Consider the following 25,305-nt stretch of genomic DNA (forward strand, 5'->3'; position numbering starts at 1 on the left):
CATCTGGACGGCCCCCTTCCCCGATTCGCGAGGTAGCAGGATGCATCGCATGACTCGTCGGCTGGTCGCTGAGTTCTTCGGCACCTTCATGCTCGTGTTCTTCGGCGCTGGCGCCGTGATGACAACCAACTTCCCCAAGGCAGACTTCGGCTTGCTTGGCGTGGCGTTCGCCTACGGCATCGCGCTCGCCATTGGCGTCACCGCCACCATGTCGATTTCCGGCGGCCACCTGAATCCCGCGGTGACCGCTGGCATGCTCGCCATCCGGCGCATCGACGCCAAGGCCGCCGGGTTGTATATCGTCACGCAGCTCGCCGCCGCGGCGGTCGCCGCGCTGGTGCTCCAGTCCATCCTCCCCAGCGGCGTGAGCAAGGTGCTTGCCCTCGGCACCCCGTCGATCGCCGCGACGACCACCTTCGGGACCGCGATCGCCATCGAAGCGCTCCTGACCTTCTTTGTGATGAGCGCCGTGCTTGGCACCGCCGTTTCAGCGGAAGCGCCCAAGATTGCGGGATTCGGCATCGGGCTCACGCTCTTCATCGGTGTGCTCATCGGCGGCCCGCTCACCGGTGCCGCCCTGAACCCGGCGCGCGCCTTCGGCCCCGCCCTCGTGTCGGGCCAGTGGATCAGCCAGGCGGTGTATTGGGTGGGCCCGATTCTCGGCGCCCTCGTGGCGGCGTTCCTCTGGGAGAAGGTGCTCCTCCCCAAAGCGACCGACTGACGAGACGGCAGCACCCGAACGACAACGGCCCCCGGCAATCGCCAGGGGCCGTTTGTCTTGCCGGGCACAGCGTCTTGCGTCCCTACTGGCCCCCCACCCCGCTGCCCCTCTGCCCCGCCTGTCGCATGGCCCGACGCGCGCGCAGGAAGAGACTGGTCGCGTAGGCGACATAGATCACCGCCGCCACCACGTACGCCGCCGTGAGGAATCCGCCGTTCTGGGGGGTCTCAAAGGGCATCGCCAGCTCCTTCGCGCAGGTTCTCCAGCCGTGCCAAGCCGTAACGCAGGACAACGAACCCGATGTAGAGGATCGTGAACGCGGCCATTCCCGAGAGCAGCGCGCGAAGCATTTCCGGCGGCATTGAGGGCGCGCTCGGCTTGAGCAGCACCGGCTGCGGGTGGAGTGTCCGGAACAGGTAGACGCTCAGGTGAATGAAGGGCACGAGCACGAGGCCCATGATCCCCACGACCGCGCTGAACCGGGCCCGCTCGCCCCGGTCCTGCACCGCCGCCCGCAGCGCCAGGTACCCCACGAAGAGGAAGAAGAGGAAGAGCGTGAGGGTGAGCCGCGCGTCCCACGTCCACCAGGTGCCCCAGACCGTCTTGCCCCAGATCGGACCGGTGGTGAGCATCACGAGGGAAAAGGCGATGCCGACCTCGGCCGAGCTGGCGGCAAAGAGATCCAGCCGCTCGTCGTGCAACCACAGGTAGAGGATGCTCACGATGCCGACGACGGCAAAGGCGACAAGGGCGCCCCACGCCGCCGGGGCGTGGACGTAGAAGATCTTCTGGGCCAGCCCCTGGCGCACTTCCACTGGGGTGTAGAACAGCGCGATGACATAGACCGCGGCGGCGGCGAGCAGTCCGAGGACCGTCAGCACCTGCCCACGGCGGACAATGCGGGTTGCGGCAAGAATGTCTGGAGTCATTCGTCGACGACCGCCGGAAAGACGAGGATACAGAGGGTCACGAAACCGATGTCGTAGAGCGTCAGTAACCTAAGCCAGCCCACCATCTCGCTCAACGGGCGGCCCGCCAGCAGCTTGGCGGTCACCTGCACCGCCCCGACGAGCGGCGGCACCATGAACGGGAGCAGCAGCACCGGCAGCATCAGTTCCGCAAAACGGGTCCGCACCACCATGGCGCTGAAAATCGTCCCCACGGCGACGAACCCGATCGTGGCCAGCGCCGTCACGCCGAGGATGCCCGGCAGGGCATGCCCGAGGTTGACGTTGAAGAAAAGGACAAACAGCGGCAGCGCCACGGCCTCCACCACCCCGACAAACGCCAGGTTGGCGAGCAGCTTCCCCACGTACAGCGAGCTGCGGGGTACCGGCGCCAGCAGGATGCCGTCGAGCGCGGCGTTCTCGCGCTCCACGTAGAACGCCCGGTTGAGCGCGATCACCGCACCGAAGGCAAAGGTGACCCAGAGGACGCTCGGGGCGAGGTCCACGGCGGCGAGGGCGGTGGGGTCGCGCGCAAAGTTGAAGACGACCAGTACGAGCGCCGAAAAGACGATGGCCGAGAGGAGCGCGGTGCGGCTCCGGAGCTCAAGCCGGATGTCCTTCCCGGCAATCGCCAATGCCAACCGCAGGAACTCAGCCATGCACCAACTCGGCGTAGCGGGTGTGGAATGCCGTCAGGTCCGCAGGGCGCCGTCCTTCCAGGGCCCAGCGCCCCCCGGCCAGCACCGCCACGTGCGTGGCCAGCTCCCACGCTTCCGCGAGGTGATGGCTGACGAGCACGAGGGCCCGGCCCCGGGCAAGCTGGGACGCGAGCAATGCCCGGAACCGGTCGGCGGATGGGGCGTCGAGCCCGGTGAACGGCTCGTCGAGGAGGAGGATGTCCGGTTGGTGCAGGAGCGCGCGGGCAATCGCCGCGCGCTGCAGGAGACCGCGGCTCAGGTGGCGCACGGGGGTGTTGGCCCGCGCCGACAGCCCGACCTCCTCCAGCGCCGCGCGCGTGGCAGCCGCGGCATCGGGGAGGCCGTACAGCTTGGCGGTGAACAGCAGGTTCTCCGCCGCGGTAAGGTCGTCGTAGAGAAAGGTGTGGTGCGACAGCAGCCCGATGGCGCGGCGGGGCGAGGGGTCGTCGCGGGTCACCCGCTGGCCGCGAATGCGCACCTCGCCGGCGCTCGGCCGCATGAGCCCCGCCAGCAAGCGCAGCAACGTCGTCTTGCCGGCGCCGTTCGGGCCCGCAATGGCCAGAAGTTCGCCCGGGCGGACGTCGAGGTCCACCCCGCGCAGTACCTGCAGTGCCCCGAACGCGCGCACGAGTCCGCGCGCCGAGAGCAGCGGAGCGTCAGCCGGCTCGGTCAATGGCCGCGCCGAGTTCATCGAGATCGAAGGGCTTGATCAGGTAGGCACTGTGGGCCAGGTCCAGTACGCGGAGCTGTGGCTCCACGCTCACGTACGCGGTGGTGATGATGACGGGGACGTCGGGGTGGGATTCACGGATGCGCCGGAGGAGTTCGACGCCGTCGGTGTCCGGGAGGCGCATGTCGAGAACCACCACGTCCGGCGCTTCCTCGCTGACCCGCGCCAGCGCCTCCGCGCCCGACGACGCGAACGTCATGGCGTAGCGCGGACGGAAGAAGCGTTCGTAGCTGATGCGCAGGGCGGGCTCATCTTCGATGAACAACACCCGCCGTGGTGCTCGCTGATCGGTCATCACCCCGCCCGGAAGGCACGGATCGCCCGCCGGAGCGGTGGGCGTCCACGGAGTATAAGACTACGCCTGCTTCGGTTCCAGTTCGAAGAGGTCTTCGAGCTTGGTGAGCATGAGAAGAAAACGGAGTTCCTCGCTCGCCGAGCGGAGGGTCACGCGCTGGCGCCGCTCGCCGGCGCGACGCTGAACCAGCATCAGCGCACCGAGGCCCGCCGAGTCCACGTGCTGCGTGCCGCTCAGATCGATGACCAGGCGGCTCTCCCCCACGGGCATCTCCTCGAGGACGCCGACGGCGGCCTGGCGGAAGGTGGCGCGGGTCTCGAGTCCCAACGAAGCCGGCGCGGTCATTTCTCGGACAATCTGGGTATCGGGCACCATACGGCGTTCTCCCTGGCCCGTATAAGCAAAGCGTGGTCGTTTCGCCACGCCAACCGGCCGAAACGCCACGCTCATCGAGTCGTGTGCATTCCACCTTCGGCACCGAGCTATCTCATCCGATCCGGATGAGACCTCCAGTTTTGCGGCCCCGGATCGCTCCGGGTGTGCTATTATCGGGCGGATCAGTTGTATTGTTCCGGGGGCAAGATGCCTCCCGCCGCTGGAAAAGGCGAAATTGGTGCCATCGGCATAACATGTTGTTTTCCAACCGGTTGCGGCGAGACTGCAAAGGCCTTCAGCGGCTTCGCCTCCCGCACTCCGCCATCTCCGCGGCTTCCCTGCAAGGGCCGCCGCCCCGTACGGACCCGACTCGACCGGAGGACCTCCGCTCATGGCCGACCATCTCGACACCCTCCTCTCCGAAGAACGGCGCTTCCCCCCGCCGGCCGATTTCGCCGCGCGTGCCGCAGGCACCCCGGCGCTGTATGACGCGGCGGCCCGTGACCGGCTGGCGTTCTGGGAAGAGCAGGCCCGGGCCCTCGACTGGATAACGCCCTGGAAGAGCGTCCTCCAATGGACTCCCCCGCACGCCCGATGGTTCGAGGGGGGCACCCTGAATGTCGCCGCCAACTGCCTCGACCGGCACCTCGCCGGTCCCCACCGCAACAAGGCCGCCATCATTTGGGAAGGCGAGCCGGGCGACCGCCGGGTCTACACCTACTGGGCGCTCGCCCGCGAGGTCGGCCGCGCCGCCAACGCGCTCAAGCGGCTCGGCGTCCGCCGGGGCGACCGGGTCGCCATCTACCTGCCCATGATCCCCGAGGCCGCGATCGCGATGCTGGCGTGCGCACGCATTGGCGCGGTGCATTCGGTGGTTTTCGGCGGCTTTTCGGCGGACTCCCTGCGCGACCGGATCAACGACGCCACCGCCACCGTCCTCATCACCGCCGACGGCGGCTATCGGCGGGGACAGGTCTTGCCGCTCAAGCGCATTGCCGACGAGGCGGTGGCGGACTGCCCGAGCATTCGGCACGTGGTAGTCGTCCGTCGGCGGCCGGCCGGCGAGGGCGACGAGAGCTTCGCCGAGATGACGGAGGGCCGTGACCACTGGTGGCACCGGCTGCTCGACAAGGAGAGCCCCAACTGCCCCGCCGAAGCGATGGAGGCCGAGGACCTGCTGTTCATCCTCTACACCTCCGGCACCACCGGGATGCCGAAGGGCATCGTCCACACCACCGGGGGCTACCTCACCCAGGTGACAGCCACCACCAAGTACGTCTTCGACCTGCGTGAGGAAGACATCTTCTGGTGCACCGCGGATGTGGGTTGGGTGACCGGCCATTCGTACGTGGTGTACGGCCCGCTCGCGAACGGCGCCACCGTCCTCATGTACGAAGGCGCACCCGATTGGCCGGAGAAGGACCGGTTCTGGAAGATCGTGGCCCGGCATGGGGTGACCGTGTTCTACACGGCACCCACCGCCATTCGGGCCTTCATGAAGTGGGGCCCGGCGTTTCCCGCCAAACACGACCTGTCGACACTGCGACTCCTCGGCACCGTCGGCGAACCGATCAATCCCGAAGCGTGGATGTGGTATCACGAGCACATCGGCCGGGGAATCTGCCCCATCGTGGACACCTGGTGGCAGACCGAGACCGGCGGGATCATGATCACCGCGCTCCCCGGCGTCACCACCACGAAGCCCGGCTCCGCGACGACCCCCTTCCCGGGGATCTCCGTCGAGCTGGTGGACACCACCGGCAAGCCGATGGCCAAGGGCGGCGGATTCCTGACCCTGACGGAACCGTGGCCCGGGATGCTCCGCACTATCTACGGCGACGACGCCCGGTTTCGTGAGACGTACTGGAGCCGTTTCCCCGGTCGCTATTTCGCCGGCGACGGCGCCAAGGTGGACGACGACGGATACTGGTGGCTCCTCGGCCGGGTGGACGACGTGCTGAACGTGGCCGGGCACCGCATCGGGACGATGGAAGTGGAAAGCGCGCTGGTCGATCACCCGGGCGTGGCGGAAGCCGCCGTGGTGGGGAAGGCGCACGAACTGAAGGGACAAGCCATTGCCGCGTTTGTGACCGTCAAGGAGGGGGTCAAGGCATCGGCGGAGCTGCGCGACGACCTGCGCGAGCATGTCGCCCGGAAGATCGGCGCGATCGCCAAGCCCGACGACGTGATCTTCACCGCCGACCTGCCGAAGACCCGCAGCGGCAAGATCATGCGCCGGCTGCTGCAGGACATTGCCGAAGGACGGGCGCTGGGCGACACCACCACACTGGCGGACCCGAACGTGGTGGCACGGCTGAAGGAGACGTACGAGGACAAGGAGTAAGAACGCGGGGAAGCGGGGAAGCGGGGAAGCGGGGCAGCGGGGCAGCGGGGCAGCGGGGCAGCGGGGCAGCGGGGCAGCGGGGCAGCGGGGCCGGATGGTGTGAAGGCCGTCACCCCGGCGCAAGCCGGGGTCCAGTTCTTCAGATCTGTATTTGCGCGCCGAGTTCGACCACTCGATTGGGTGGAAGCCCGAAGAACGTCGTGGCCGACTGCGCATTTCGCGTCATGACGATGAACAGCACTCGCCGCCAATACGACATCGGCCGGGGTCCTCCGGCGCTCCGCCTGGTTCTTGGCGCCCGTGCGGCGATCAGGGTGTCCCGCCCGAGATAGAACGAGGACTGGGTCAGGAACACCCGGGCAGGCACATCTGCTGACTCCACTGAATCCATGTGCGTCAGGAGCGCCGGCACATCGGGGCTCTCCATGAACCCGTAGTGTCCAACCACACGCCAGAACCCCTCTCCCAGGCTTGTGCTCTCCAGACGGTCTCCCGCATCGACTTGCGGTACCTCCTCCGTCACGATCGACAACAGGATGACCCGCTGGTGCAGCGACCGGTTGTGCTTCAGGTGGTGGAGCAACACCGAGGGGGCCACGTCGGTGGCCGAGGTCAGGAACACCGCCGTGCCCGGGACGCGGACCAGGGGATGCGCCGCGAAGTCGGACAACAGCAGGTCGATCGGAAGGCTGGACTCGCTGGCCAGTGCCTTGACTCGATCCCGCCCCCGCTTCCAGGTACTCATCAGCGTGTACACGCCGGCCGCCACCACGACCGGGAACCATCCGCCATCCACGAACTTGACGATGTTGGCGCCAAAAAAGGCCAGGTCGACCAGGAGGAAGAGCCCGCAGAGCGTGCCCGCGACGGGGAGGCTCCACTGCCAGCGATCGCGCGCCACGCGATAGAACAGGATGGTGGTGATGATCATCGTCCCCGTGACGGCGATGCCGTACGCGGCGGCCAGGTTGGACGAGCTTTCAAACCCGATGACCAGGAGGATGCACGCGACCGCCAGCGCCTGGTTGACCTCCGGGACATAGATCTGGCCCACCTCGGTACGCGAGGTGTGGACAATGGTCACGCGCGGACTGTACCCCAGCTGCACCGCTTGCCGCGTGAGGGAAAAGGCGCCGGAGATCAGCGCCTGTGAGGCCACCACCGCGGCCATCGCGGCGATGACGATCATCGGATAGAGAAACCACCCCGGCACCAGCGCGAAGAACGGATTTTCGACGCCCGGCGTCTGGATCAGGAGGGCGGCCTGCCCGAAGTAGTTGAGGAGGAGGGCCGGCAGGGCGACGCCGAACCAGGCGAGCTGGATCGGGCGCCGGCCGAAATGCCCCATGTCGGCGTAGAGCGCCTCCCCGCCGGTGACAACCAGGACCACGGCACCGAGGATCAGGAAGCCCCGCAATCCATCCTCGATGAAGAAGTCCAGGGCGTACCACGGATTCATGGCCCGGAGGACTTCCGGGTGCATGCTGATGCCCCGCACCCCGAGCACCGCGAGCGAGAGAAACCAGACCAGCATGATCGGCCCGAACGCCCGCCCGATCCGGTCGGTGCCATGGCGCTGGAACCAGAAGAGTGCCACCAGAATGAGCACCGAGAGGGGCACGACGACATGGGCGAGCGCGGGTGCGGCCACCTCCAGCCCCTCGATGGCACCCAGGACGCTGATGGCCGGGGTAATGACCCCGTCGCCGTAGAGGAGGGCGGCACCGAAGAGTCCCAGGGCCACCAGCACGGCCTGTCCCCGGCCGCGCACCCCCCGGGAACGGACCAGCGCCAGAAGAGCGAGGATGCCGCCCTCCCCCCGGTTGTCCGCCCGCATCACGAATCCGATGTACTTGAAGGAGATGACGAAATTGAGCGACCAGAACACCAGCGAGAGGACGCCGTAGACGTTGGCCGGAGTCGGGGAGAGGCCGTGCGAGCCGGTGAACGCCTCCTTCAACGCATAGAGCGGACTCGTCCCAATGTCACCATAGACGACGCCGAGGGCACCGAGCGCCAGCGCGCCCAGCCGTGTGCCGTGATCATGCCCTGCTCGGTTGTCGTGGGAAGTCATGGTCAGATCTGGATCTGCGCCCCCAGCTCGACGACCCGGTTCGGTGGCAGGCCGAAGAATGCCGCGGCCGATTGCGCGTTCCGCGTCATGATGATGAAGAGCTTCCGCCGCCAGTACGGCATCGGTCGGGGGTCGCCGGGGAGCCGTTTCGGGAGCTTGCCGCGTGGCGTGGCGATCAACGTCTCCCGGCCGAGGAAGAAGGATGTCTGCGTGAGGAAGACGGGGTCCGGCGACCCCGGGAGGTTCGACTCGCCAAGCTTGGTCAGGAACGCCGGCACGTCCGGGCTCTCCATGAATCCATAGTGGCCCACCACCCGCCAGAACCCCTCGCCCAGTTCGCGGGACTCAACCCGCTCCGCGGCCGAGACCTGCGGCACCTCCTCCGTCACGATGGAGAGGAGGATGACCCGCTGATGGAGCACCTTGTTGTGCTTGAGGTGGTGCAGCAGGACCGGCGGCGCAACGTCGAGCGCGGAGGTGAGAACCACCGCCGTGCCGGGTACCCGGACGGGCGGGCGCCTGGCCACATCCGCGATAAACAGGTCGATCGGGAGGCTGGTCTGCTGTGCCAGGGAGGTGAGCTTCGCGCGCCCCCGCTTCCAGGTGGTCATCAGCGTGTACACGAGGGCGGCCACCAGGATCGGGAACCACCCGCCGTCGGCAAACTTGATGATGTTCGCGCCGAAGAAGGAGAGATCGACAAGGAGAAACAGGGTGCAGAGCAACGCCGCGGCCGCCAGCTTCCAGTGCCAGAGGTCACGCGCCACGCGGAAGAAGAGCAGCGTGGAAATCGCCATCGTGCCGGTGACGGCGATGCCGTACGCCGCCGCCAGGTTGGTGGCGCTCCGGAAACCGAGCACCAGCAGGATGCACCCGACGGCCAGCGCCTGGTTCACCTCGGGGATATAGATCTGCCCGGCCTCGGTCCGCGACGTGTGCACGATCGTCACGCGGGGACTGTAGCCGAGTTGGACGGCCTGACGCGTCAGGGAGAACGCCCCTGAGATCAGCGCCTGCGAGGCCACGATCGCCGCGAGCGTCGCGATCCCGATCATCGGGTAGAGAAACCAATCCGGCGCCAGGGCAAAGAAGGGGTTTTCAACGCCGGGGCTCTGAATCAGGAGCGCCGCCTGCCCGAAGTAGTTCAGCAGGAGCGCCGGCAGGGCGAACGCGAACCACGCCAACCGGATCGGCTTGCGACCGAAGTGCCCCATGTCCGCGTAGAGCGCCTCGCCGCCGGTAATGACCAGCACCACTGCGCCGAGGATCAGGAACCCTTCGAGGCGGTCGTTGATGAAGAACTCCACGGCGTACCAGGGGTTGATGGCGCGGAGCACTTCCGGGTGCATCGTGATGCCCCGGACCCCCAGGACGGCGATGGACGCGAACCAGATCACCATGATCGGCCCGAAGGCCTTGCCGATCCGGTCGGTGCCGTGGTGCTGAAACCAGAACAGGCCAACCAGGATCACCAGGGCGATCGGCACCACGAAGTGCGCGAACGTGGGCGAGGCCACCGCAATGCCCTCGACCGCGCCCAGGACGCTGATGGCGGGGGTGATGATGCCCTCGCCGTAGAGCAGCGCCGCGCCGAGAAGGCCGAGCCCCACGAGGATGGCCTGTCCCCGGCCGGTGGCCTTGCGGGAGCGGACGAGGGCGAGGAGGGCGATGATGCCCCCCTCGCCCCGGTTGTCCGCCCGCATCACGAAGCCGATGTACTTGAAGGAAATGACGAAGTTGAGCGACCAGAAAATCAGTGAAAGAACCCCGTAGACGTTCTCGGGGGTGGGTGGCAGTCCGTGTGCCCCGGTGAACGCCTCCTTCATGGCGTACAGCGGGCTGGTACCGATGTCTCCGTACACGACGCCGAGGGCCCCGAGGGCAAGGGCGGCGAGCCCCGCCTTGCGGGCCTGGCCTGCGTCGTGGTGGGAGCTCATTTCAGCGACGGGCCAGCCGGCGGTGGTCCAGCACCGTCAGGATCAGGACGAGCACGATGATGACCGCGGATCCGACGCACCACCGGCAGATCGCGTGAATCACGAACAGCTCAAGCCCGGTCAGGTACGCGGCGAACAGCACCCCGCCGGCCGCGAGCAGCAGCATGGCTCGCGTGGGTTCCCGCCGGTCGATCCAACCCGGCTGGAGGCCGAGCATCGCCAGACCCAGAAGTGCGCTGTAGGCCAGCGCGCCGAGGAGCGCCACGTCCACGCCGAGAAAACTGCTGTACTCGCTGAGTTGCACGGTGGCGCACTCCCCCGTTCCGCAGGCGAGCGCTCCGATGTACCCGTGCTTGAACATCCAGAGATACACAGAAATCATCAGCCCGGTCAGGCTGAGCACGGCCACCCCCATCCGGAACTTCACGGGGCGGCGGCGGGTGCCGGGGTGAGCGAATCGACGATTCGCTTGAAGGCGTCGGACGTCGGGTTGCCCGAGTAGAGGCGGCCATTCACGTAAAAGGTGGGCGTCCCCCCGACGCCAGCCGTCGCCCCCTCGTCATAGCTCGCCTTGATGCGGCCGGCGAACTTGGCGGACATCATGCATTCGTCATAGGCCTTCATATTGAGGCCGACCTTCTCGGCGTAATCCCGGAAGGTGCCGGATGGCTCTGTTTCGCGAGACCACTGGGCCCCGCCCCGGTAGATCGCCGCGTGCTGCTCCCAGTACTTGCCTTGGTCGTCCGCGCAGGCGGCCGAATGCGCGGCCAGCGTCGACACCGGATTCCTGCCAAGCGGAAAATCCCTGTACCGCCACCGCACCTGGCCCGTCTGAATCAACTGGCGAACCACATCAGGAAACTGGACCAGGTCGAAGGCCTGGCAGTGGGAGCAGCGGTAGTCGGCGTACTCGGTGATGACGATGGGGGCGCCCTCGTTACCAAGGTAGTAGCCTGAAAAGCCCGCCGTGTCCGCCACCGTCACCACCACATCCGAGGATATGGATGGCACGTTACGGCGCACCTGCCAGTAGAGGAGCCCGCCGCCGCCAATCGCGATGACGAGGAGGATGAGGTAGAAGCGGTTCAGCGAGCTGGATCCGGCCATGGGAAATTGTCCTCAATTGAGTCGCAGGGCTTTGCGGAAGGCCCGGCCGCCGAGACGGCCGACCCCATCAACCGACTGGAATGTAATGGATTACGTGACCGCCGCTCGGGCCGGAACCTTTGCGATTTGCCCCCATCCCCTGTTATGTTTCCGCACGCCCGGCGCACAGGACGTCGGGGCCGAGTTCCACCCAGAGGAAGGTGCATGACCAAGAAAAAGACCCAGCGGTCGGCGCCGCCCGCCTCGTTCGACCAGGCGCGCGACGAACTCTTCAGCCACATCCTTCGGTGCGGCGTGATGGAAGCCGAACTCGAGCACCAGAAGGACTGGTTCGACGACACCATGCAATACCTGACGGAGCGCTATCCCGACCTTGCGGAAGAGGATCGCGCGAACCTTCGCCTCCTCGGCGAGCGGTACTGTCAGCCGGTGGTGCAGCGCCAGACCGAAACCGTCGGCAGCGGATCCGCCGAGTAGCACGCACCGCCCCGGGCTCTGCTGCCGGGGCGGTTTGACTTCACCGCTGTGCCCGCCACCCCGGCGGGAGTTTTCGCCACCGGTATCCGGCGGCCAACCTGGCCCCCCCGCCCACGCCCGCCTCCACGAACCAGCCCCCCCTGCCCCCGGGCCGGCTCTCGACCCCCACCATCACCACCAGGTAGCCGTTGTCGGCACCGCTCGCGAAGACCCCCGCCAGCCCGCCGCCGGCATAGACGCCCAGGTGCATGCTGCGGGGATTGAGCAGGAACTGACCCAGCAGTTCGGCGCGCCCTACCCCGTCCCCATCTCCGGTCACACCGCCGCCGGCGTAGAGCCCGATACGGGTCCGCAGGCTCGGCCGCACCGAGGCGGTGAGACCTGCGGTGTAGACGCCCGGATCCGCCGCCGTTACCACCGCCTCCAGCCCCGCTTCCCGTACCGGTCCGCCCTGCCCGGCGAGCGGCGCGGCCCACAGAGCAAGGACGAGTGTCTGGACCAGCGCCCGGCTAGCCCAGCGTGAGGTCATAGCTCGTGGCGATGTCCGGGGCCAGGGAATGCAGGACGGAACAGTACTTCTCCATCGAGAGATCGATGGCCCGCCGCGCCTTGGTCTCGTCGAGGCCGAGGCCCCGAATGGTCCAGGCATAGTGAATGGCGGTGTAGCGCTTGGGGTGCTCCGTCCGCCGATCCCCCGTCATGGCAATCTCCACCGACTCAAGTGCCACCTGCATCTTCTTGAGAATGGAGACGACGTCCGCGCCGCTGCACGCGGCCGCGGCCAGGAGGACCTGGAGCATCGGACCGGGGGCGTCGGCGTTCTCGGCATCGATGAGCACCTGGGGACCGCCGGGCTCGCCTCCCTCAAAGCGAAGGTCGTCCAGCCAGTGAAGGGTCACCTTCTTGGTTTCCGTCATGGTTCCATTCCTAGAGTGGTCGTGAGGACACCTTCGCCGCCCGGGTGTAGTCCCAGATGGCGTACAGCGCGACAGCCGCCGTGGCCCACGCCAGCGGGCGGAGCAACGGGGAGCCAAGGACAAAAGCAAAGAGCGTGGCCACCTGCAACACCGTGACCGCCTTGCCACCCGCGCGGGCCGGAATGGCGCTGGCCCGGCCGCGAATGGTCGTGATGAAGAACGCGACGCTGGCTGCAATATCCCGGGCCAGCACCCCGAGCAACTCCCACCAGGTCAGTTCCCCGGAAAAAAGCACGGTGCCAAACGCCACCGCCATGAACAGCTTGTCGGCGACCGGGTCGATGAACGGCCCGAACCGCGAGCTGCCGATGCGGCGCGCCAGGAACCCGTCCAGCAGGTCGGAGGCGGCCGCGACCGCCAGCACGACGAGACGCCATGTCTCGCCCACGAGCGGGAATGCGACGGCCAGCGGCAGGCGGATCACGGTGAAGAAGTCCGCGATCGTGAACCTGGTCCGCGTCGTCACCGCCCGCCACCATTCCCGCAGACCACTCCTTCGGCGCGCCGCCCCGGCTGCAGTGACTCACGCGCCACCGCCCAGACTGCCTCGGCCGTCACCCGGCGGTACGGCGCCCCCGGATCCTCGAGCTCGTCGAGCCCCTCGCCCAGCATCCACGCGTCCGCGATTTCCGTCAGCAGGTGTCCGGCACTCTGGCGCTGGACCGCCGCCTGGCCCGCCAGGTATCCAATGGCGCCGCGGAGCTCCTCGGGGGTGACCGCCTCGTTCGCGAAGCGGGCCAACTCCTCCAGCATGGCGTCCCGCGCCTCGACCTCCCGCTCCGGTGCGGTGGCAATGTAGGTGCCCAGCGCCCCGGCCCGCAGGCGGGGCCAGGCAAAGGCCAGCACAGTATACGCAAGCGAGCGCTGCTCCCGCAGCGCGTCGAAGAGCCGTCCACCCAGGCCGCTCGCCACCGCCGCCCACACTTCGGCCGCGTGCCGCTGCGGATCCCGCCGCGTCGGGCCCGGAAACAGCATCGCAAAGGCCGATTGCGCCTTGCCGAGATCCACGCGGCGCTCGACGGGCGAGGCGGCCGGCATCCAGCTGACCGGCAAAGCGGCCTCCTGCGGCTGGCTTTGCCAGTCACCGAACACCGCGGCAAGTTCGTCGGCGGCCCGCGCCGGGTCGAGATCGCCGACAGCCACGATGGTCAGCCGATGTCCCCGGACGGCGTCGCGGTGCCAGGCCGGCACGCGTGCGGGCGCGATGGCCCGAAGCGTTTCCTCCAGGCCGGAGGGGGGCAAGCCATAGCCAGTGTCGCCGAACGCGCAGCGAAAGGCGAGCTGGAAGGGGTAGCGAAAGGTGTCGTCGGCCACCTGCCTCGCTTCTTCGATCATCAAGTCCCGCTCGCGCGTCACCTCCGCCTCGGCGAACCTCGGTTCATCCACCGCCAGCCGCAGCAGGGCGGCCGCCGGTCCCAGCCGTTCCGACATGACGGAGGTGGTCATGCCAAGCCGGTCCGTGGCAACCGAAGATCCGAGGGTCCCCCCCAGGCGTTCGAACGCCAGGGCGAACTGCTCGGCATCGTAGGGCCCCGCCCCGCGAATCGCGCTTCGAAGGGCGAGCGCCCCCAGCCCCGCCTCGGTCGGCGTCTCCACACCGCTCCGCATGACGTGGACCCCGAGCGAGACGGCCGGCACACCGGTCTTCCTGCGGAGCAGAAGGTCCGCCCCGTCGAGCGGGACGTGGAGGACCTCGGCCGTGGTCCGTCCCGCCGGGCGTCGGTGTGCCTGTCGCGCAGATGGCACCGGCTCGGCGCCGGGGGCGGGGCGTGCGGCGGCTGGCCGTGCGAATGTCGCGGCGAGCGTTTGCGGCTCGAGATCGACTCCCTCCCCGTCGGGCAAGTACGCCACGGCACCGACCGCGTCGGGCAGGAGATACTCCGCGGCCACGCGCCGCACGTCGGCGGCGGTCACCGCGGCGAGCTGCGCAAATTCCTCGTCGAGGAGCGCCACGTCTCGCAGCGCCTCCGCGGAAGCGAGGGCGCTCGCGCGACCGTCCATCGTCTCGAGACGCCTGCCCCACCGTGTCAGCAGGAGCGCCCGGGCCCGCGCCACGTCGGCCTCGGTCGGCCCGCTGTCCCGGAGCGCGAGCACGGCCTGTGCGATTTCCTCGAGTGCGGCCGGAAGTCGCGCGGGCTCGAGCTCCGCGCCGATACTGAACACGCCGACTTCCGTGGGAGAGTAGTGATACGCGGAGATACTGGTCGCCAGCCCCGGGGCCCGCACGCCGCGGTAGAGCCAAGACCCGCGCCCGCTGCCGAGCACCGCGGCGGCCAGGTCCAGGGCCGGTGTATCGGGATGGAGCGCGGACACCGTCCGCCAGCCGAGCGCCAGCTGCGCCAGCGTGATCGGGCCGCGCAGCGTGCGGGCCCGGACGTCCCGGCGGGGCGGTTCCACCGGCGAGGGGTCAGTGCCGGCCGCGCGGGCCGGCCAGTCGGCATAGCGGGCGCGCGCGGCCCGGAGTGCCTCCGCAGGATCGACGTCGCCCACGATCGCCACGATCGTGCGGCCGGGCACATACCGGGACTCGTAGTAGCCGGCGACGTCGTCGCGCGTGAAGCCGGCCAGCGCCGCCTCCGTGCCGATGCGCCAGCGCCGGATCCGGTGCCGGTCGAAGAGCACCTCGTGCAGCGTTTCGTGGGCCAACGACCCGGGGGAGTCGAGCTTCCGCTTCGCCTCCTGGATGATCACCTGGAGTTCGCGCGCCAGCTCCTCGCGGTCCAGCGAAGCGTGCTGCAACGCGTCGGCCTGGATCTCGAGCGCCGTCTCGAGTTCCGCGGCGGGGAGCGTCACGTAGTAGGTGGTGTAGTCGTAGGCGGTGCCGGCGTTGAGATAGCCACCCGCCGCCTTGGTCTGCCGGGCCACTTCTCCCACACCCCGGCTCGGCGTCCCCTTGAAGAACATGTGCTCCAGCACATGGCTGATGCCGGCCCACCGGTCGGGCTCGTCGAAGAACCCCGCCTTCACATGGGTCACCACGGCCACGGCGGGGGCGGAGGGATCGCGCTGTGCGAGCAGGGTCAACCCGTTCGGCAGGACTTCGCGGACGACGCCCGCGGTCCAGGATTTCGTTGTCGGCATGCCGAAAGGTATGCGAACAGGGGCCGGATGCACGACGGGGCCCTCGCGGGCCCCGGTCGTTCACGAATTGGAGGAAGCTTTACTGAATGATGCGGAGGACGCCCGCCTCCGAACTGCCGCGGATGAACGCCTCGGCATCGGTGACCGGAATGACGATCCCGGTCTCGGCCTGGCCGCGGCGCGCGAGGCCCGCCATGAACTCCACGAGCGAGGCCGACGGGCTTTCCTGGTCGGCGGCCTTCATCTGGAGGAGGATTTCCTCCCAGGTGCCGTTGAACAGATGGCCCGAGAGCGTCGCCACCAGGTGCGACTCCCCGACGTTGGGGCGCTTCTGCATCGCCTGCAGCTCGGTGAGCAGCGTCCCGAAGAGTTCGAGCTGGTTCGGGTCGCGCAGGGTACCGTCGGGAAGGAGCGCCTCCATTTCCGCGAGCAGCATGTCGATGCTGTCGGGCTCGGCGGCCACTTCGCCGAGGCGCGCGAGCCAGGGCACCAGCTCGGGGTCATCGTCGGGCAGGCGGAAGAGCGACTTCTTCAGCTCGATGTAGCGCCAGAGGGCCAGCTCGTCGAAGTGCTCCTCGGGCTGGGTGCGCTCCAGGTGATGCAAGGACGCCTCCGACTCGCCCCGGTCGTAGAGCAGATTCGCGAGGTAGATGCGCGCTTCGGCGTAGGTGGGATCGATTTCCAGGGCGCGCCGCAGCCAGTAGAGCGCGCCGCTCTCGTTGCCAAGCCGGTGCGAGGCGTACCCCACGCACGCGGCGGCCTCCGGCGAATCGGGGTGAGCGGACACGGCGAACTCGAAGAAGCGGTGCGCCTGCGCCAGCAGGCCCTCGCGAAAGAGGGCGCGCCCGAGCTGCAGCATGAGCTCGTGGTCGTCACGGAACCCGAGGGCCACGACGCGTTCGAAGGCGGCAAGGGCACCGCCCCGGTCGCCGATCTTGAGGAGAGTCTCGCCAAGTCCGGCGAGCGCGTCTTCATGGTCGGGGTCGCGCGCAACGGCACGGTCGAAGCTGCGACGTGCCCAGGCGTATTCTTCGCGGGCGAGGTAGGCGTAGGCCATGCCCACGTGCAGTTCCACCGCGTGCGGATAGAGCGTCACCCCGACGCGGAGTAGATCCAGTGCTTCGTCGTACCGGCCTTCGTTATAGAGGGAATGGGCGCTTTCGTCGTATTCGTCGGAGCTTAGAAAGCTTTCCGACATCGGCGGTGCCTCCGGAGGCTGGTTGCCACAAATTAGGGCGGGACAGGGTTCCCACGCAAGAGTAGCGATGACAGGGAGTTGCGTAACGAGGCGGCCACGGTGGCCGCGGTTGACAACAGGGACCGCAAAATTATGTTACTGACCAGTCAGTTACTTATTCGTCATCCAGGCCACCATGCCCCAGACCCGTCGTCGCGCCCCGCGCCCCCGCTGGCAACGCCGCCCCGAAGCCCGCCACGAAGAAATCATCGCGGCCGCCACGGAAGTATTCGCCACAGCCGGCTTCGCACGTACCAAGCTCGATGACGTGGCGCGCCGCGCCGACGTCAGCAAGGGCACGCTGTATCGCTATTTCGACTCGAAAGAAGCGCTCTTCCGCGAAATGGTGCGCGCCAACGTGATCACGGTCCTCACCGCCGGCGAAGAACTCATTCGCGCGCACCGCGGTACCTCACGAGAACTCCTCGCGCTGCTCATTCGCCGGATGTGGGACCACCTCCGCGACCCCACCCGGGCGCGGATCGCCCGCCTGGTGCATTCGGAACTGCATGAGTTTCCGGAGTTGGCACGCTTCTACTTTGATGAGGTCATCCTCCGCGGACGCCGGATGATTCAGTCGGTGCTCGACCGCGGCATCGCGAGCGGGGAGTTCCGCGCCGACCTCCACGGCTTCGCCGCGCGCGGTTTGCCCCACTTGATGGTCTTCTCCGCGCAGTCGCAGTGTTTCTTCTCCGCCATGGACCCGGACCGCATCGCGGACGCACAGGTGCTCGACGGGATCCTCGATCTCTTCCTCCACGGCGTCGAGGCCCGGCCATCGGCCGGCCCGGCGGCTTGAGCATGCCTCACCCGCTTCGCACCCTGCTCCTCTCCGCCCTCGGCGTACTCATGGCCGCCCCGCTCGCCGCGCAGGCGGTCAGCCAGGCACCCGCGGAACTCTCCCTGCTCGACGCAGTGCGGCTCGGCCGCCACCAGGCGGTGACGGCCACCCTTGCCAACCTCAACGCTAGGGTGGCAAGCGACAAGGCAGGCATCACCCGGTCCGCCCTGCTGCCGCAAGTCAGCGCCGACGGCGCCATCACGCCGCAAACCGTGAACTTCGAGCAGTTCGGATTTCCCGGGGCCATCGGCGTGACGCCGCCGTTCACGCTCTATGCGCTGCAGCTCAAGGCGAGCCAGGTCATCTTCGACGCCGCCGTCATCGAGCGCCTGAAGGCGGCATCGGATTCCGTGACGGTGGCGGGACTCGACGCGCAATACGCCGGCAGCCTGGCGGGAACCGCGGCCGGATTGGCATACCTCCGCGTCCTCGCTGCCACTGAACTGGTCACCGCGCGGGTGGCCGACAGCGCCATCGCGGCGACACTCCTCGCCCAGGCCCGGCAGTTCCAGTCCGCCGGGGTGACGCCGGCGATCGACCTCACGCGCAATGAGGTCAACGCCCGGGCCGTGCAATCGGACCTGCTCACCGCACGGAACGAATTGGCCCGAGCCAGGCTGGACCTGCTCCGCCTCCTGAACCTCCCACTCGACGCCACGCTCCGGCTCACCGACAGCCTCGGGGCCGCGCCGGTCGACGTGCCCGTCGAGCCGGATCAGGCGGTCGCGTTTGCCCTCGGCCATCGGACCGACGTGACCGCCGAGGCGGGGCGCACGGAGGTGGCCCGCAAGAACCTTCGCGCGGTGAACAATGAGTACCTGCCAAGCCTGGGCTTCCAGGGTCAATACAACTGGGCGGGGCAGCAGTCCGACCGCTTGCTCGGCAGCTACAGCCTGATGTTTGGAGTGCACATCCCCGTGTTCGACGGACTCCGGCGCCAGCGCCGCGCCTCCGAGCAGTCGCTTCGACTCGAAGCGCAGCAGCTGCGTGAGTATGACGTGCAGCGGCAGGCGGAGCAGGAGGTCCGGCGCGCCCTGCTGGACCTGGCCACCGCCGAGAGCGCCGTATCCCTCGCCACCGACCGCCTTGCGCTCGCCACACTCGAGCTCAGCCAGGCCCGCGAGCGGTTCGACGCCGGGGTGGTGGGCAGCGTCGAAACCACCCAGTCGCAGTCGGTGGTGGTCAGCGCCCGCAACGCTTTGATCCAAGCCCGGGCGAGCTACGGGGTGGCGCGCATTACGCTCTACCAGGCCCTCGGCGTGCTCGACCGACTCCAATAACCACGACCCCATTCACGCTGAAACGATCATGACAGCTACTATGCCGGGCACCGACACCGCACCGCCTTCGGACGCACCCGAGGCCGTTGCTTCGCCGCGCGGATCGAAAATCCCCCTCGTCCTCCTCGCCGCCTTCCTGCTCTTCGGCGGCGGGTGGGCCCTGCGGACCTGGCTCTTCGGCCGCACTCACGTGAGCACCGACAATGCGCAGGTCGACGGGCACATCACGCCGGTAGCGCCCAAGGTCAGCGCCTTCGTGCTGCGTGTGTTGGTAGAGGAGAACCAGGCGGTACAGGCGGGCGACACCCTCGTACTCCTGGACCCGCGCGACGCCAACGCCCGGCTGCTGCAGGCGGAGGCGGACCTCGCCTCCGCCCGCGCCATGGCAAGCAACAACCGGCGCGCGGGCCAGATGCAGGCACAACTTGCCGCCAGTCGCGCCAACGCCGCGAGCGCGCAGGCGTCGGTGGTGTCGGCCGAGGCAACGCTGCGCAAGGCGACCGCGGACCTCGAGCGGGTAAGGCGACTCGCCGCCAGCCAGGTCGTCTCCGCCCAGCAGCTCGACGCCGCTGAAGCGGCCTACGCCGTCGCGGGCGCGCAGTTGGATGCGGCCCGCCGCCAGGCCAGCGCCGCCGGCGACCAGATCTCTGCCTCACTGGCCGCCTTGCAGGGCGCCGATGCGCGGCTCGGCGCGGCGGAGGCCGCCGTGGAAACGGCGCGGCTGCAGCTTGGGTACACCACGCTGGTGGCACCGTCGAACGGCATCGTGGCCCGCCGCCAAGTGGAAATCGGCGAGCTGGTCCAGGCGGGGCAGACGCTGATGACGGTCGTACCCAGCGAAACCGTCTGGGTCACCGCCAACCTGAAGGAAACCGAGATCGAGGGGGTCACCCCCGGCGACTCCGCCGTCTTCACGGTGGATGCCTACCCCGGACATACCTTCCACGGCGCGGTGGAGAGCGTCAGCCCCGCCACCGGGGCGCGGTTCGCCCTGCTTCCGCCGGACAACGCCACCGGAAACTTCACCAAGGTCGTGCAGCGCGTGCCGGTCCGAATCGCGGTGCGGCCCGAACCGACCGGGGACTATCCACTCCGCCCCGGCCTCTCCGCCACCGTGACCATCACGACCCGCTGAGCTCGCCGTGACGTCCATTGCCCTGCCCCGAAGCGGGCGGCCACAACTCGCCCGCTCCGAGGTGTACGGCGCGCGCTACATGATCGCCTTTGCGGTCACCCTGGCGAGCGTGCTCGAGCTCGTGGACACGAGCATCGTCAACGTCGCCATCCCGCACATGATGGGAAATCTTGGCGCCACGCTGGACGAGATCGCCTGGGTCAGCACCGGCTACATCGTGGCCAACGTCATCATCCTGCCGCTGACCGGGTGGCTCTCCGAGCGGCTCGGCCGGCGCAACTACTACACCGGCTCCATCGCCCTCTTCACGCTGGCCTCGTTCTTTTGCGGACACGCAACCACGCTCCACGATCTGGTCTTCTGGCGGGCGATCCAGGGCATCGGCGGCGGCGCGCTGATCTCCACGGCGCAGGCAATTCTCTTCGACGTCTTCCCCCGAAAGGAAGCCGGCACGGCCATGGCCATTTTCGGGATGGGGGTCATGGTCGGCCCGACCCTCGGTCCGACCCTCGGCGGGTGGATTACGGACAACTACGCCTGGCCGTGGATCTTCTACATCAACGTGCCGCTCGGGATCTTTGCCGGCATGATGACCTGGCGGTATGTGCCGGAGCCCGAGCACCATATCGACATGCCGGACCAAGTGGACTGGAAGGGCCTGGCGCTCCTCATCATCGGGATCGGGTCGCTTCAGATCTGTCTCGAGCGCGGCGAGGCCCACGACTGGTTCGCCTCACGAGAAATCATCACGGAAATGACGGTTGCCGTCACCGCGATCCTGCTCTTTGTCTGGCACGAGCTCCGCACCCCGTTTCCCGTCGTCAATCTCCGGGTGCTCGCCAATCGCCAGCTGTCGATCGGTGTCGTCTTCGGGCTGCTGCTCGGTTTTGCCCTCTACTCGAGCGTCTTCGCCCTGCCCGTGTTCCTGCAGAACTTCCTGGGCTACACCGCCTGGGACACTGGCCTCGTGATCCTGCCAGGCGCGCTCGCCAGCGCGGTCACCATGGCGGTGGCAGGCCGGTTCAACACCCGGATCGACGCCCGGCTCAGTATCACCGTCGGCGTGCTCCTGTTCGCCCTCTCGATGTGGCGCCACTACCACTTCACGATTGAGCTCGGCATGGGCGATCTGCTCGTCCCGATGATCCTGCGCGGTGTCGCCATGGGGCTCATTTTCGTGCCGCTCACCGCCGCCACCGTTGCGGACCTCCCATCGAAGCAGATGGCGCAGGGAACTGGGCTCTTCAATCTGTCGCGCCAACTGGGCGGCAGTTTCGGAATCGCCATCACGGCGACGATTCTCCAGCGTTTCACCGAACAGGCGCGCGAGGCGCTTCGCCCCCACCTCGGTGTGACCGATGCGGCACCCCGGCAATGGCTCGGGGGGCTGCAGCACCTCTTCCTGCGGCAGGGAGGCACACCACAAGAGGCCACCCACAAGGCGATGGCCCTCCTCGACAGGGTCCTGCATCAGCAGGCGGCGGTCATCGCCTTTGAAAAGGTCTTCTTCACCATGGGGGCGGCGTTCCTCCTCGCACTCCCCCTCTTGCTGTTCATGCGCACCGGAAAGGCCGCGGCCGGCGCTGGTCCGGCCGCCCACTAGGCCTCACTGGCAGTCTTCAGCCACCCGGCGGACCTGCGTCTCCTGGGTGAGCCTGCTGCGCCCTGCGCCATTCACGAACTCCACGCTCGCGTCGGTGGAACTCGCCCACCCCAACGGTCCCTCCCCCTCCCGCCACTGCAGGCGCCCGCTCTCCGACTCGCTCCGATGCACCACGACCGTCGCGTCGCCGACGTTCACCCCTTCGTCCCACGCGTCCCGTCGAATCCAGCGATAGCGGCTCACGGGACCCTGGGGGGACGCGCTGTCCGACAGCCGCCAGATCGTCAGCCCGGCGTCCTCGGTCCACTCTCCGCCCGGACGGAGGGGCTTCGGGGGCAGCGGCGGGAAGAAATGCAGGAGAATCCGGCTGAAGTCGAAGATGTCCCGCAGCGCGGCCGGGACGAAGGGAGTCACGTTGGAGAGGTAGTCACCATCGGCATCGAGAAGGCCGTTGTATCGTCCGCCAAAGATTCCGTCGGCGTCAGGCACAAACCGCCCTTCCGGGCCCTCCCGGAAGACCGCGAGCGTATCGTACCACGCCTCCACCTCCAGGCCCGCGCCGGTTGGCACCGCCCGGACGAGGAGCACGCCGTCACGCCCGAGGGTCTCGGTGCGACGCACTGACCCGAACGCCGACTCGAGCTCGCCGCGCGTCGATTCCATGAACCGTGCGCAACCGATCGTCGCCGCCGTGTAGGCCGGCGCCTGCGCACTACCAGCCGTCGACACCATGGTGCAAAGCAGAAACACAAGGGGTAGGGGCGCAACGCGTTGCGCCCCTACCCCCCACGGCCTCGCTGCCTCCCTGCCCCGCAGCCCCGCCTCCTCTACTCCGCGTCCATGAACGGATACCGGTACTTCGTCGGCGGATCAAAGGTCTCCTTGATCGTGCGCGGCGAAATCCAGCGCATCAGGTTGAGGATCGAACCCGCCTTGTCGTTGGTGCCGCTGGCCCGCGCGCCGCCGAACGGCTGCTGCCCCACGACCGCCCCCGTCGGCTTGTCGTTCAGGTAGAAGTTCCCGGCGGCGTTTCGCAGGGCGTCGGAGGCGCCGGCCAGCACTCGGCGATCCCGCGCGAATACCGAGCCGGTCAGCGCATACGGGCTCGTGCTGTCCACCAGCGCCAGCGTCTCCTCCCACTTCGCCGCGGGATAGACGTGCAGCGTCAGCACCGGCCCGAAGATCTCCTCGCACATCGTGCGGTACTTCGGGTCCTCGGCCTTCAGGAGCGTCGGCTCGATGAAGTAGCCGACGGAGTCGTCGCACCCTCCGCCGGCCACCACCTCCACACCCTTGGCCTTGCTGGCCGTCGTGATGTACTCCGAAATGCTGGCGTACGCCTTCTTGTCGATGACGGCGCCGACGAAGTTCCGGAAGTCCGACACATCGCCCATCTTGATGTCGGCCATCATAGCCAGTACCCGCTCCCGGACCGCCGGCCAGAGGTTGTCCGGTACGTAGGCCCGCGAAGCGGCGCTGCACTTCTGTCCCTGGTACTCGAACGCCCCCCGCACCATCGCCACGGCGAGCGCGTCGGCATCGGCGCTCTGGTGCGCCACAATGAAGTCCTTGCCGCCCGTCTCGCCGACCAGCCGGGGATAGGAGGCATAGTTCGGCAGGTTGGTGCCCACCGTGCGCCAGAGTGTCTGGAAGACCTCCGTCGAGCCGGTGAAGTGGATGCCCGCCAGCCGCCGGTCGGCGAGCAGGAGGTCCGACACCTGCGCCGCGCTCCCGGGCACGAAATTGATCACGCCGGGCGGCAGCCCCGCCGCCTCAAGCAGCTTGTACACGTACCAGTTGCTCAGCAACGCCGCTGAAGCCGGCTTCCAGAGCACGACGTTGCCCAGGATGGCCGGCGTCGTCGGCAGGTTGCCGCCGATGGCCGTGAAATTGAATGGCGTGATCGCGTAGATGAACCCCTCGAGGGGGCGGTGATCCATCCGGTTCCAGATACCGGGGGAAGAGACCGGCTGCTCTTCGTAGAGTCGCTCGGCGAAGTGGACGTTGAACCGAAGGAAATCGATCAACTCGCAGGCACTGTCGATCTCTGCCTGGTAGGCCGTCTTGCTCTGGCCGAGCATCGTCGCGGCATTGACCACCTGCCGCCAGGGCCCTGCCAGGAGGTCCGCCGCCTTCAGGAACACCGCCGCCCGGTCGGCGAACGGCATCGCCGCCCACTCGCGCTGGGCGGCCGTCGCGTTGGCGATTGCCTTGGTAATCAGGGCCGGGTCCGCCAGGTGCGCCTTGGCAAGGACCCGCCCGTGCTGGTGCGGGGAGACCACGTCGATGGTGCGGCCGGTCCGGAATTCCTGCCCGCCGATCACGACCGGGATCTCGATCGTCTCACCTGACATCTTGGCCAGGGCCGCCTTCAGCGCCGCCCGCTCGGGCGAGCCCGGGGCGTAGTTGAGGACCGGTTCGTTGCGGGGGGCGGGGGTGCGATACGCGCTCATGTCGGTTCACTCATGGGGAAAAAGTCCCTGCAAAGATAACGGCGGCTGGCCCGGTCCGCCGAGCGACGGCGGCACCGCGGGCTGCAACCCGGCGTCGGCCAGGATCCGCTGTCCATCCGGTGAGAAGAGGAACCGCACGAACGCCTCGGCAATCTCGGGATGGGGTGCGCCGCGCGGGATGGTAAACGCATAGACGATCGGTTCGCCGCGGAATTCGACGCTGTCGTTCGCCGCGCGATTTGCGCCGGGGAGTACGACCCGCGCCTCCGCGTAGGTGGCGGCCTGGGAGGGATCGCTCAGATTGATCTCCGGGGGCAGGTCTACCCACCGGAACCCGCTGGTCCGTGCGATTGATGCGTAGGTCCAGACGTAATCAAGCTCACCGAGCTGCAGGAGCGCCGTCAGATCGGACTCCTTGGGCCGCATGTAGCGCGGCGGGCTGGCGTTCTTGAGCAATCGGGCAAGCGTCGGCTGCCGGTAGTACCGCTCCGCCAGCTGCCACACCATGAGCGTGCGGTACCCGGCCGGGTCGAGCGCGGGGTCCGACCGTCCCGTGCGAATCCCCGGGCGGAGAAGCACCCGGTACCAGTTCTGGGTGTCGATGTCGAGCGCCCCCTGGGATTCGTTCCGAAAGGCGAGCACCAGGGAATTGGTGGCAAAGGTGGCGTACCAGTCGGCGTGGGCCGGGACCAGCAGCTTGGGGATGATGGCGTAGTCGGCCACGGCCAGAATGTCCGGCGTCTTGCCGAGCTCGGTGACTTTCCTGGCCGACTCGAGGCTCCCCGCCGACTCCTGGGAGGTACGGACCTCGGGGTTCGCCTTCTTGAATGCCTTGAGCAGGTTGCGGAAGGGGAGCCCGAGGCTGCCGGCGTTGAACACAACCAGGTCACCCTTGAGCGGGACATCCTGGGCCAGCGCCGCCGTGGGAAACCCAAGGACGAGGAGGGTGGCGGCAACCAGCGACCATCTGAGAAGCAGGGAGCGCACGCGCGA

The 25,305-nt window shown here is 68.1% G+C and carries 25 protein-coding genes and 1 riboswitch; of the genes, 7 read left to right on the plus strand and 18 right to left on the minus strand.

Annotated elements, in window-relative coordinates:
* Positions 1 to 49: 49 nt before the first annotated feature.
* Positions 50 to 721, plus strand: a complete 672-nt coding sequence (locus R2910_01505; protein MEZ4411646.1) for an aquaporin — start codon at positions 50 to 52, stop codon at positions 719 to 721.
* A gap of 82 nt (positions 722 to 803) precedes the next feature.
* On the opposite strand, the gene R2910_01510 is transcribed toward R2910_01505, so the two are convergent.
* From R2910_01510 to R2910_01535, 6 genes are read right to left on the minus strand one after another with little or no spacing between them, the layout of a single operon-like run.
* Complete coding sequence (locus tag R2910_01510) at positions 804 to 959, minus strand: hypothetical protein (protein ID MEZ4411647.1); 156 nt, start codon at positions 957 to 959, stop codon at positions 804 to 806.
* Complete coding sequence (gene ccsA, locus R2910_01515; GenBank protein MEZ4411648.1) at positions 949 to 1,650, minus strand: cytochrome c biogenesis protein CcsA; 702 nt, start codon at positions 1,648 to 1,650, stop codon at positions 949 to 951. Before ccsA ends, R2910_01510 begins: the two co-directional genes overlap by 11 nt.
* Positions 1,647 to 2,327, minus strand: a complete 681-nt coding sequence (locus tag R2910_01520) for a heme exporter protein CcmB (protein MEZ4411649.1) — start codon at positions 2,325 to 2,327, stop codon at positions 1,647 to 1,649. Before R2910_01520 ends, ccsA begins: the two co-directional genes overlap by 4 nt.
* On the minus strand, positions 2,320 to 3,039 hold the full coding sequence (gene ccmA, locus R2910_01525; protein ID MEZ4411650.1) for a heme ABC exporter ATP-binding protein CcmA: 720 nt from the start codon (positions 3,037 to 3,039) through the stop codon (positions 2,320 to 2,322). Before ccmA ends, R2910_01520 begins: the two co-directional genes overlap by 8 nt.
* Positions 3,023 to 3,391 (minus strand): response regulator, encoded by a 369-nt coding sequence (locus R2910_01530; GenBank protein MEZ4411651.1) that lies wholly within the window; start codon positions 3,389 to 3,391, stop codon positions 3,023 to 3,025. The genes ccmA and R2910_01530 overlap by 17 nt, the downstream gene beginning before the upstream one ends.
* A gap of 60 nt (positions 3,392 to 3,451) precedes the next feature.
* Complete coding sequence (locus R2910_01535; protein MEZ4411652.1) at positions 3,452 to 3,766, minus strand: STAS domain-containing protein; 315 nt, start codon at positions 3,764 to 3,766, stop codon at positions 3,452 to 3,454.
* Between the two features lie 95 nt (positions 3,767 to 3,861).
* A riboswitch (cyclic di-GMP riboswitch) is annotated at positions 3,862 to 3,945 on the minus strand.
* Positions 3,946 to 4,157: 212 nt separating this feature from the next.
* Between R2910_01535 and acs the strand changes: the two genes are divergently transcribed.
* The gene (gene acs / locus R2910_01540; protein MEZ4411653.1) at positions 4,158 to 6,110 is read left to right on the plus strand and encodes an acetate--CoA ligase; all 1,953 of its coding nucleotides are present in this window, start codon (positions 4,158 to 4,160) and stop codon (positions 6,108 to 6,110) included.
* Positions 6,111 to 6,249: 139 nt separating this feature from the next.
* Here the strand turns inward: acs and R2910_01545 are convergent, their stop codons facing one another.
* Genes R2910_01545 through R2910_01560 form a run of 4 tightly spaced genes read right to left on the minus strand, consistent with a single transcriptional unit; the run spans position 6,250 to position 11,228 of the window.
* A complete protein-coding gene (locus R2910_01545; GenBank protein ID MEZ4411654.1) occupies positions 6,250 to 8,184 on the minus strand; it encodes a KUP/HAK/KT family potassium transporter in 1,935 nt (644 codons plus the stop codon).
* Positions 8,185 to 8,186: 2 nt separating this feature from the next.
* On the minus strand, positions 8,187 to 10,121 hold the full coding sequence (locus tag R2910_01550) for a potassium transporter Kup (protein MEZ4411655.1): 1,935 nt from the start codon (positions 10,119 to 10,121) through the stop codon (positions 8,187 to 8,189).
* 1 nt (position 10,122) lies between these two features.
* The gene (locus tag R2910_01555) at positions 10,123 to 10,530 is read right to left on the minus strand and encodes a vitamin K epoxide reductase family protein (protein MEZ4411656.1); all 408 of its coding nucleotides are present in this window, start codon (positions 10,528 to 10,530) and stop codon (positions 10,123 to 10,125) included.
* Between the two features lie 14 nt (positions 10,531 to 10,544).
* A complete protein-coding gene (locus R2910_01560; GenBank protein MEZ4411657.1) occupies positions 10,545 to 11,228 on the minus strand; it encodes a thioredoxin domain-containing protein in 684 nt (227 codons plus the stop codon).
* Positions 11,229 to 11,432: 204 nt separating this feature from the next.
* Between R2910_01560 and R2910_01565 the strand changes: the two genes are divergently transcribed.
* The gene (locus R2910_01565) at positions 11,433 to 11,705 is read left to right on the plus strand and encodes a hypothetical protein (protein MEZ4411658.1); all 273 of its coding nucleotides are present in this window, start codon (positions 11,433 to 11,435) and stop codon (positions 11,703 to 11,705) included.
* A 40-nt stretch (positions 11,706 to 11,745) separates the two neighbouring features.
* Here the strand turns inward: R2910_01565 and R2910_01570 are convergent, their stop codons facing one another.
* The 5 genes from R2910_01570 to R2910_01590 form a co-directional block, all read right to left on the minus strand.
* On the minus strand, positions 11,746 to 12,234 hold the full coding sequence (locus R2910_01570; protein ID MEZ4411659.1) for a hypothetical protein: 489 nt from the start codon (positions 12,232 to 12,234) through the stop codon (positions 11,746 to 11,748).
* Complete coding sequence (locus tag R2910_01575; GenBank protein ID MEZ4411660.1) at positions 12,215 to 12,622, minus strand: OsmC family protein; 408 nt, start codon at positions 12,620 to 12,622, stop codon at positions 12,215 to 12,217. Before R2910_01575 ends, R2910_01570 begins: the two co-directional genes overlap by 20 nt.
* Positions 12,623 to 12,632: 10 nt before the next feature.
* Positions 12,633 to 13,148 (minus strand): CDP-alcohol phosphatidyltransferase family protein, encoded by a 516-nt coding sequence (locus R2910_01580; GenBank protein MEZ4411661.1) that lies wholly within the window; start codon positions 13,146 to 13,148, stop codon positions 12,633 to 12,635.
* Positions 13,145 to 15,763 carry a pitrilysin family protein gene (locus R2910_01585; GenBank protein ID MEZ4411662.1) on the minus strand — a complete coding sequence of 873 codons (2,619 nt, stop codon included), beginning with the start codon at positions 15,761 to 15,763 and terminating at the stop codon, positions 13,145 to 13,147. The genes R2910_01580 and R2910_01585 overlap by 4 nt, the downstream gene beginning before the upstream one ends.
* A gap of 79 nt (positions 15,764 to 15,842) precedes the next feature.
* Positions 15,843 to 16,961, minus strand: a complete 1,119-nt coding sequence (locus R2910_01590) for a tetratricopeptide repeat protein (GenBank protein ID MEZ4411663.1) — start codon at positions 16,959 to 16,961, stop codon at positions 15,843 to 15,845.
* Between the two features lie 175 nt (positions 16,962 to 17,136).
* Between R2910_01590 and R2910_01595 the strand changes: the two genes are divergently transcribed.
* The 4 genes from R2910_01595 to R2910_01610 are packed head-to-tail and all read left to right on the plus strand — an operon-like array spanning position 17,137 to position 21,859.
* Entirely contained in the window at positions 17,137 to 17,799 is a 663-nt protein-coding gene (locus R2910_01595; protein MEZ4411664.1) for a TetR/AcrR family transcriptional regulator, read from the plus strand.
* 2 nt (positions 17,800 to 17,801) lie between these two features.
* A complete protein-coding gene (locus tag R2910_01600) occupies positions 17,802 to 19,121 on the plus strand; it encodes a TolC family protein (GenBank protein ID MEZ4411665.1) in 1,320 nt (439 codons plus the stop codon).
* A 28-nt stretch (positions 19,122 to 19,149) separates the two neighbouring features.
* On the plus strand, positions 19,150 to 20,256 hold the full coding sequence (locus R2910_01605) for an HlyD family secretion protein (GenBank protein MEZ4411666.1): 1,107 nt from the start codon (positions 19,150 to 19,152) through the stop codon (positions 20,254 to 20,256).
* 7 nt (positions 20,257 to 20,263) lie between these two features.
* Positions 20,264 to 21,859, plus strand: a complete 1,596-nt coding sequence (locus R2910_01610; GenBank protein ID MEZ4411667.1) for a DHA2 family efflux MFS transporter permease subunit — start codon at positions 20,264 to 20,266, stop codon at positions 21,857 to 21,859.
* A 3-nt stretch (positions 21,860 to 21,862) separates the two neighbouring features.
* On the opposite strand, the gene R2910_01615 is transcribed toward R2910_01610, so the two are convergent.
* The 3 genes from R2910_01615 to R2910_01625 all read right to left on the minus strand — a co-directional run bounded on the left by R2910_01615 (position 21,863) and on the right by R2910_01625 (position 25,299).
* Positions 21,863 to 22,522, minus strand: a complete 660-nt coding sequence (locus tag R2910_01615; GenBank protein ID MEZ4411668.1) for a hypothetical protein — start codon at positions 22,520 to 22,522, stop codon at positions 21,863 to 21,865.
* Positions 22,523 to 22,686: 164 nt separating this feature from the next.
* Complete coding sequence (pruA, locus tag R2910_01620) at positions 22,687 to 24,312, minus strand: L-glutamate gamma-semialdehyde dehydrogenase (GenBank protein ID MEZ4411669.1); 1,626 nt, start codon at positions 24,310 to 24,312, stop codon at positions 22,687 to 22,689.
* A gap of 6 nt (positions 24,313 to 24,318) precedes the next feature.
* The gene (locus R2910_01625) at positions 24,319 to 25,299 is read right to left on the minus strand and encodes an extracellular solute-binding protein (protein MEZ4411670.1); all 981 of its coding nucleotides are present in this window, start codon (positions 25,297 to 25,299) and stop codon (positions 24,319 to 24,321) included.
* Between the last annotated feature and the right edge of the window lie 6 nt (positions 25,300 to 25,305).

It is taken from the genome of Gemmatimonadales bacterium, from assembly GCA_041390145.1.
In the GTDB taxonomy this organism is placed as follows: Bacteria; Gemmatimonadota; Gemmatimonadetes; order Gemmatimonadales; family GWC2-71-9; genus SPDF01.

Excerpts from the sequence above, each read along its gene's own strand:
- R2910_01590 (MEZ4411663.1), bottom strand. The coding sequence starts at position 16,961 with ATGTCGGAAAGCTTTCTAAGCTCCGACGAATACGACGAAAGCGCCCAT.
- R2910_01565 (MEZ4411658.1), top strand. The coding sequence starts at position 11,433 with ATGACCAAGAAAAAGACCCAGCGGTCGGCGCCGCCCGCCTCGTTCGAC.
- ccsA (MEZ4411648.1), bottom strand. The coding sequence starts at position 1,650 with ATGACTCCAGACATTCTTGCCGCAACCCGCATTGTCCGCCGTGGGCAG.
- R2910_01605 (MEZ4411666.1), top strand. The coding sequence starts at position 19,150 with ATGACAGCTACTATGCCGGGCACCGACACCGCACCGCCTTCGGACGCA.
- R2910_01510 (MEZ4411647.1), bottom strand. The coding sequence starts at position 959 with ATGCCCTTTGAGACCCCCCAGAACGGCGGATTCCTCACGGCGGCGTAC.
- R2910_01530 (MEZ4411651.1), bottom strand. The coding sequence starts at position 3,391 with ATGACCGATCAGCGAGCACCACGGCGGGTGTTGTTCATCGAAGATGAG.
- acs (MEZ4411653.1), top strand. The coding sequence starts at position 4,158 with ATGGCCGACCATCTCGACACCCTCCTCTCCGAAGAACGGCGCTTCCCC.
- R2910_01550 (MEZ4411655.1), bottom strand. The coding sequence starts at position 10,121 with ATGAGCTCCCACCACGACGCAGGCCAGGCCCGCAAGGCGGGGCTCGCC.
- R2910_01570 (MEZ4411659.1), bottom strand. The coding sequence starts at position 12,234 with ATGACCTCACGCTGGGCTAGCCGGGCGCTGGTCCAGACACTCGTCCTT.
- R2910_01505 (MEZ4411646.1), top strand. The coding sequence starts at position 50 with ATGACTCGTCGGCTGGTCGCTGAGTTCTTCGGCACCTTCATGCTCGTG.
- R2910_01560 (MEZ4411657.1), bottom strand. The coding sequence starts at position 11,228 with ATGGCCGGATCCAGCTCGCTGAACCGCTTCTACCTCATCCTCCTCGTC.
- R2910_01615 (MEZ4411668.1), bottom strand. The coding sequence starts at position 22,522 with ATGGAATCGACGCGCGGCGAGCTCGAGTCGGCGTTCGGGTCAGTGCGT.
- R2910_01595 (MEZ4411664.1), top strand. The coding sequence starts at position 17,137 with ATGCCCCAGACCCGTCGTCGCGCCCCGCGCCCCCGCTGGCAACGCCGC.
- R2910_01545 (MEZ4411654.1), bottom strand. The coding sequence starts at position 8,184 with ATGACTTCCCACGACAACCGAGCAGGGCATGATCACGGCACACGGCTG.
- R2910_01520 (MEZ4411649.1), bottom strand. The coding sequence starts at position 2,327 with ATGGCTGAGTTCCTGCGGTTGGCATTGGCGATTGCCGGGAAGGACATC.
- pruA (MEZ4411669.1), bottom strand. The coding sequence starts at position 24,312 with ATGAGCGCGTATCGCACCCCCGCCCCCCGCAACGAACCGGTCCTCAAC.
- R2910_01585 (MEZ4411662.1), bottom strand. The coding sequence starts at position 15,763 with ATGCCGACAACGAAATCCTGGACCGCGGGCGTCGTCCGCGAAGTCCTG.
- R2910_01575 (MEZ4411660.1), bottom strand. The coding sequence starts at position 12,622 with ATGACGGAAACCAAGAAGGTGACCCTTCACTGGCTGGACGACCTTCGC.
- R2910_01600 (MEZ4411665.1), top strand. The coding sequence starts at position 17,802 with ATGCCTCACCCGCTTCGCACCCTGCTCCTCTCCGCCCTCGGCGTACTC.
- R2910_01535 (MEZ4411652.1), bottom strand. The coding sequence starts at position 3,766 with ATGGTGCCCGATACCCAGATTGTCCGAGAAATGACCGCGCCGGCTTCG.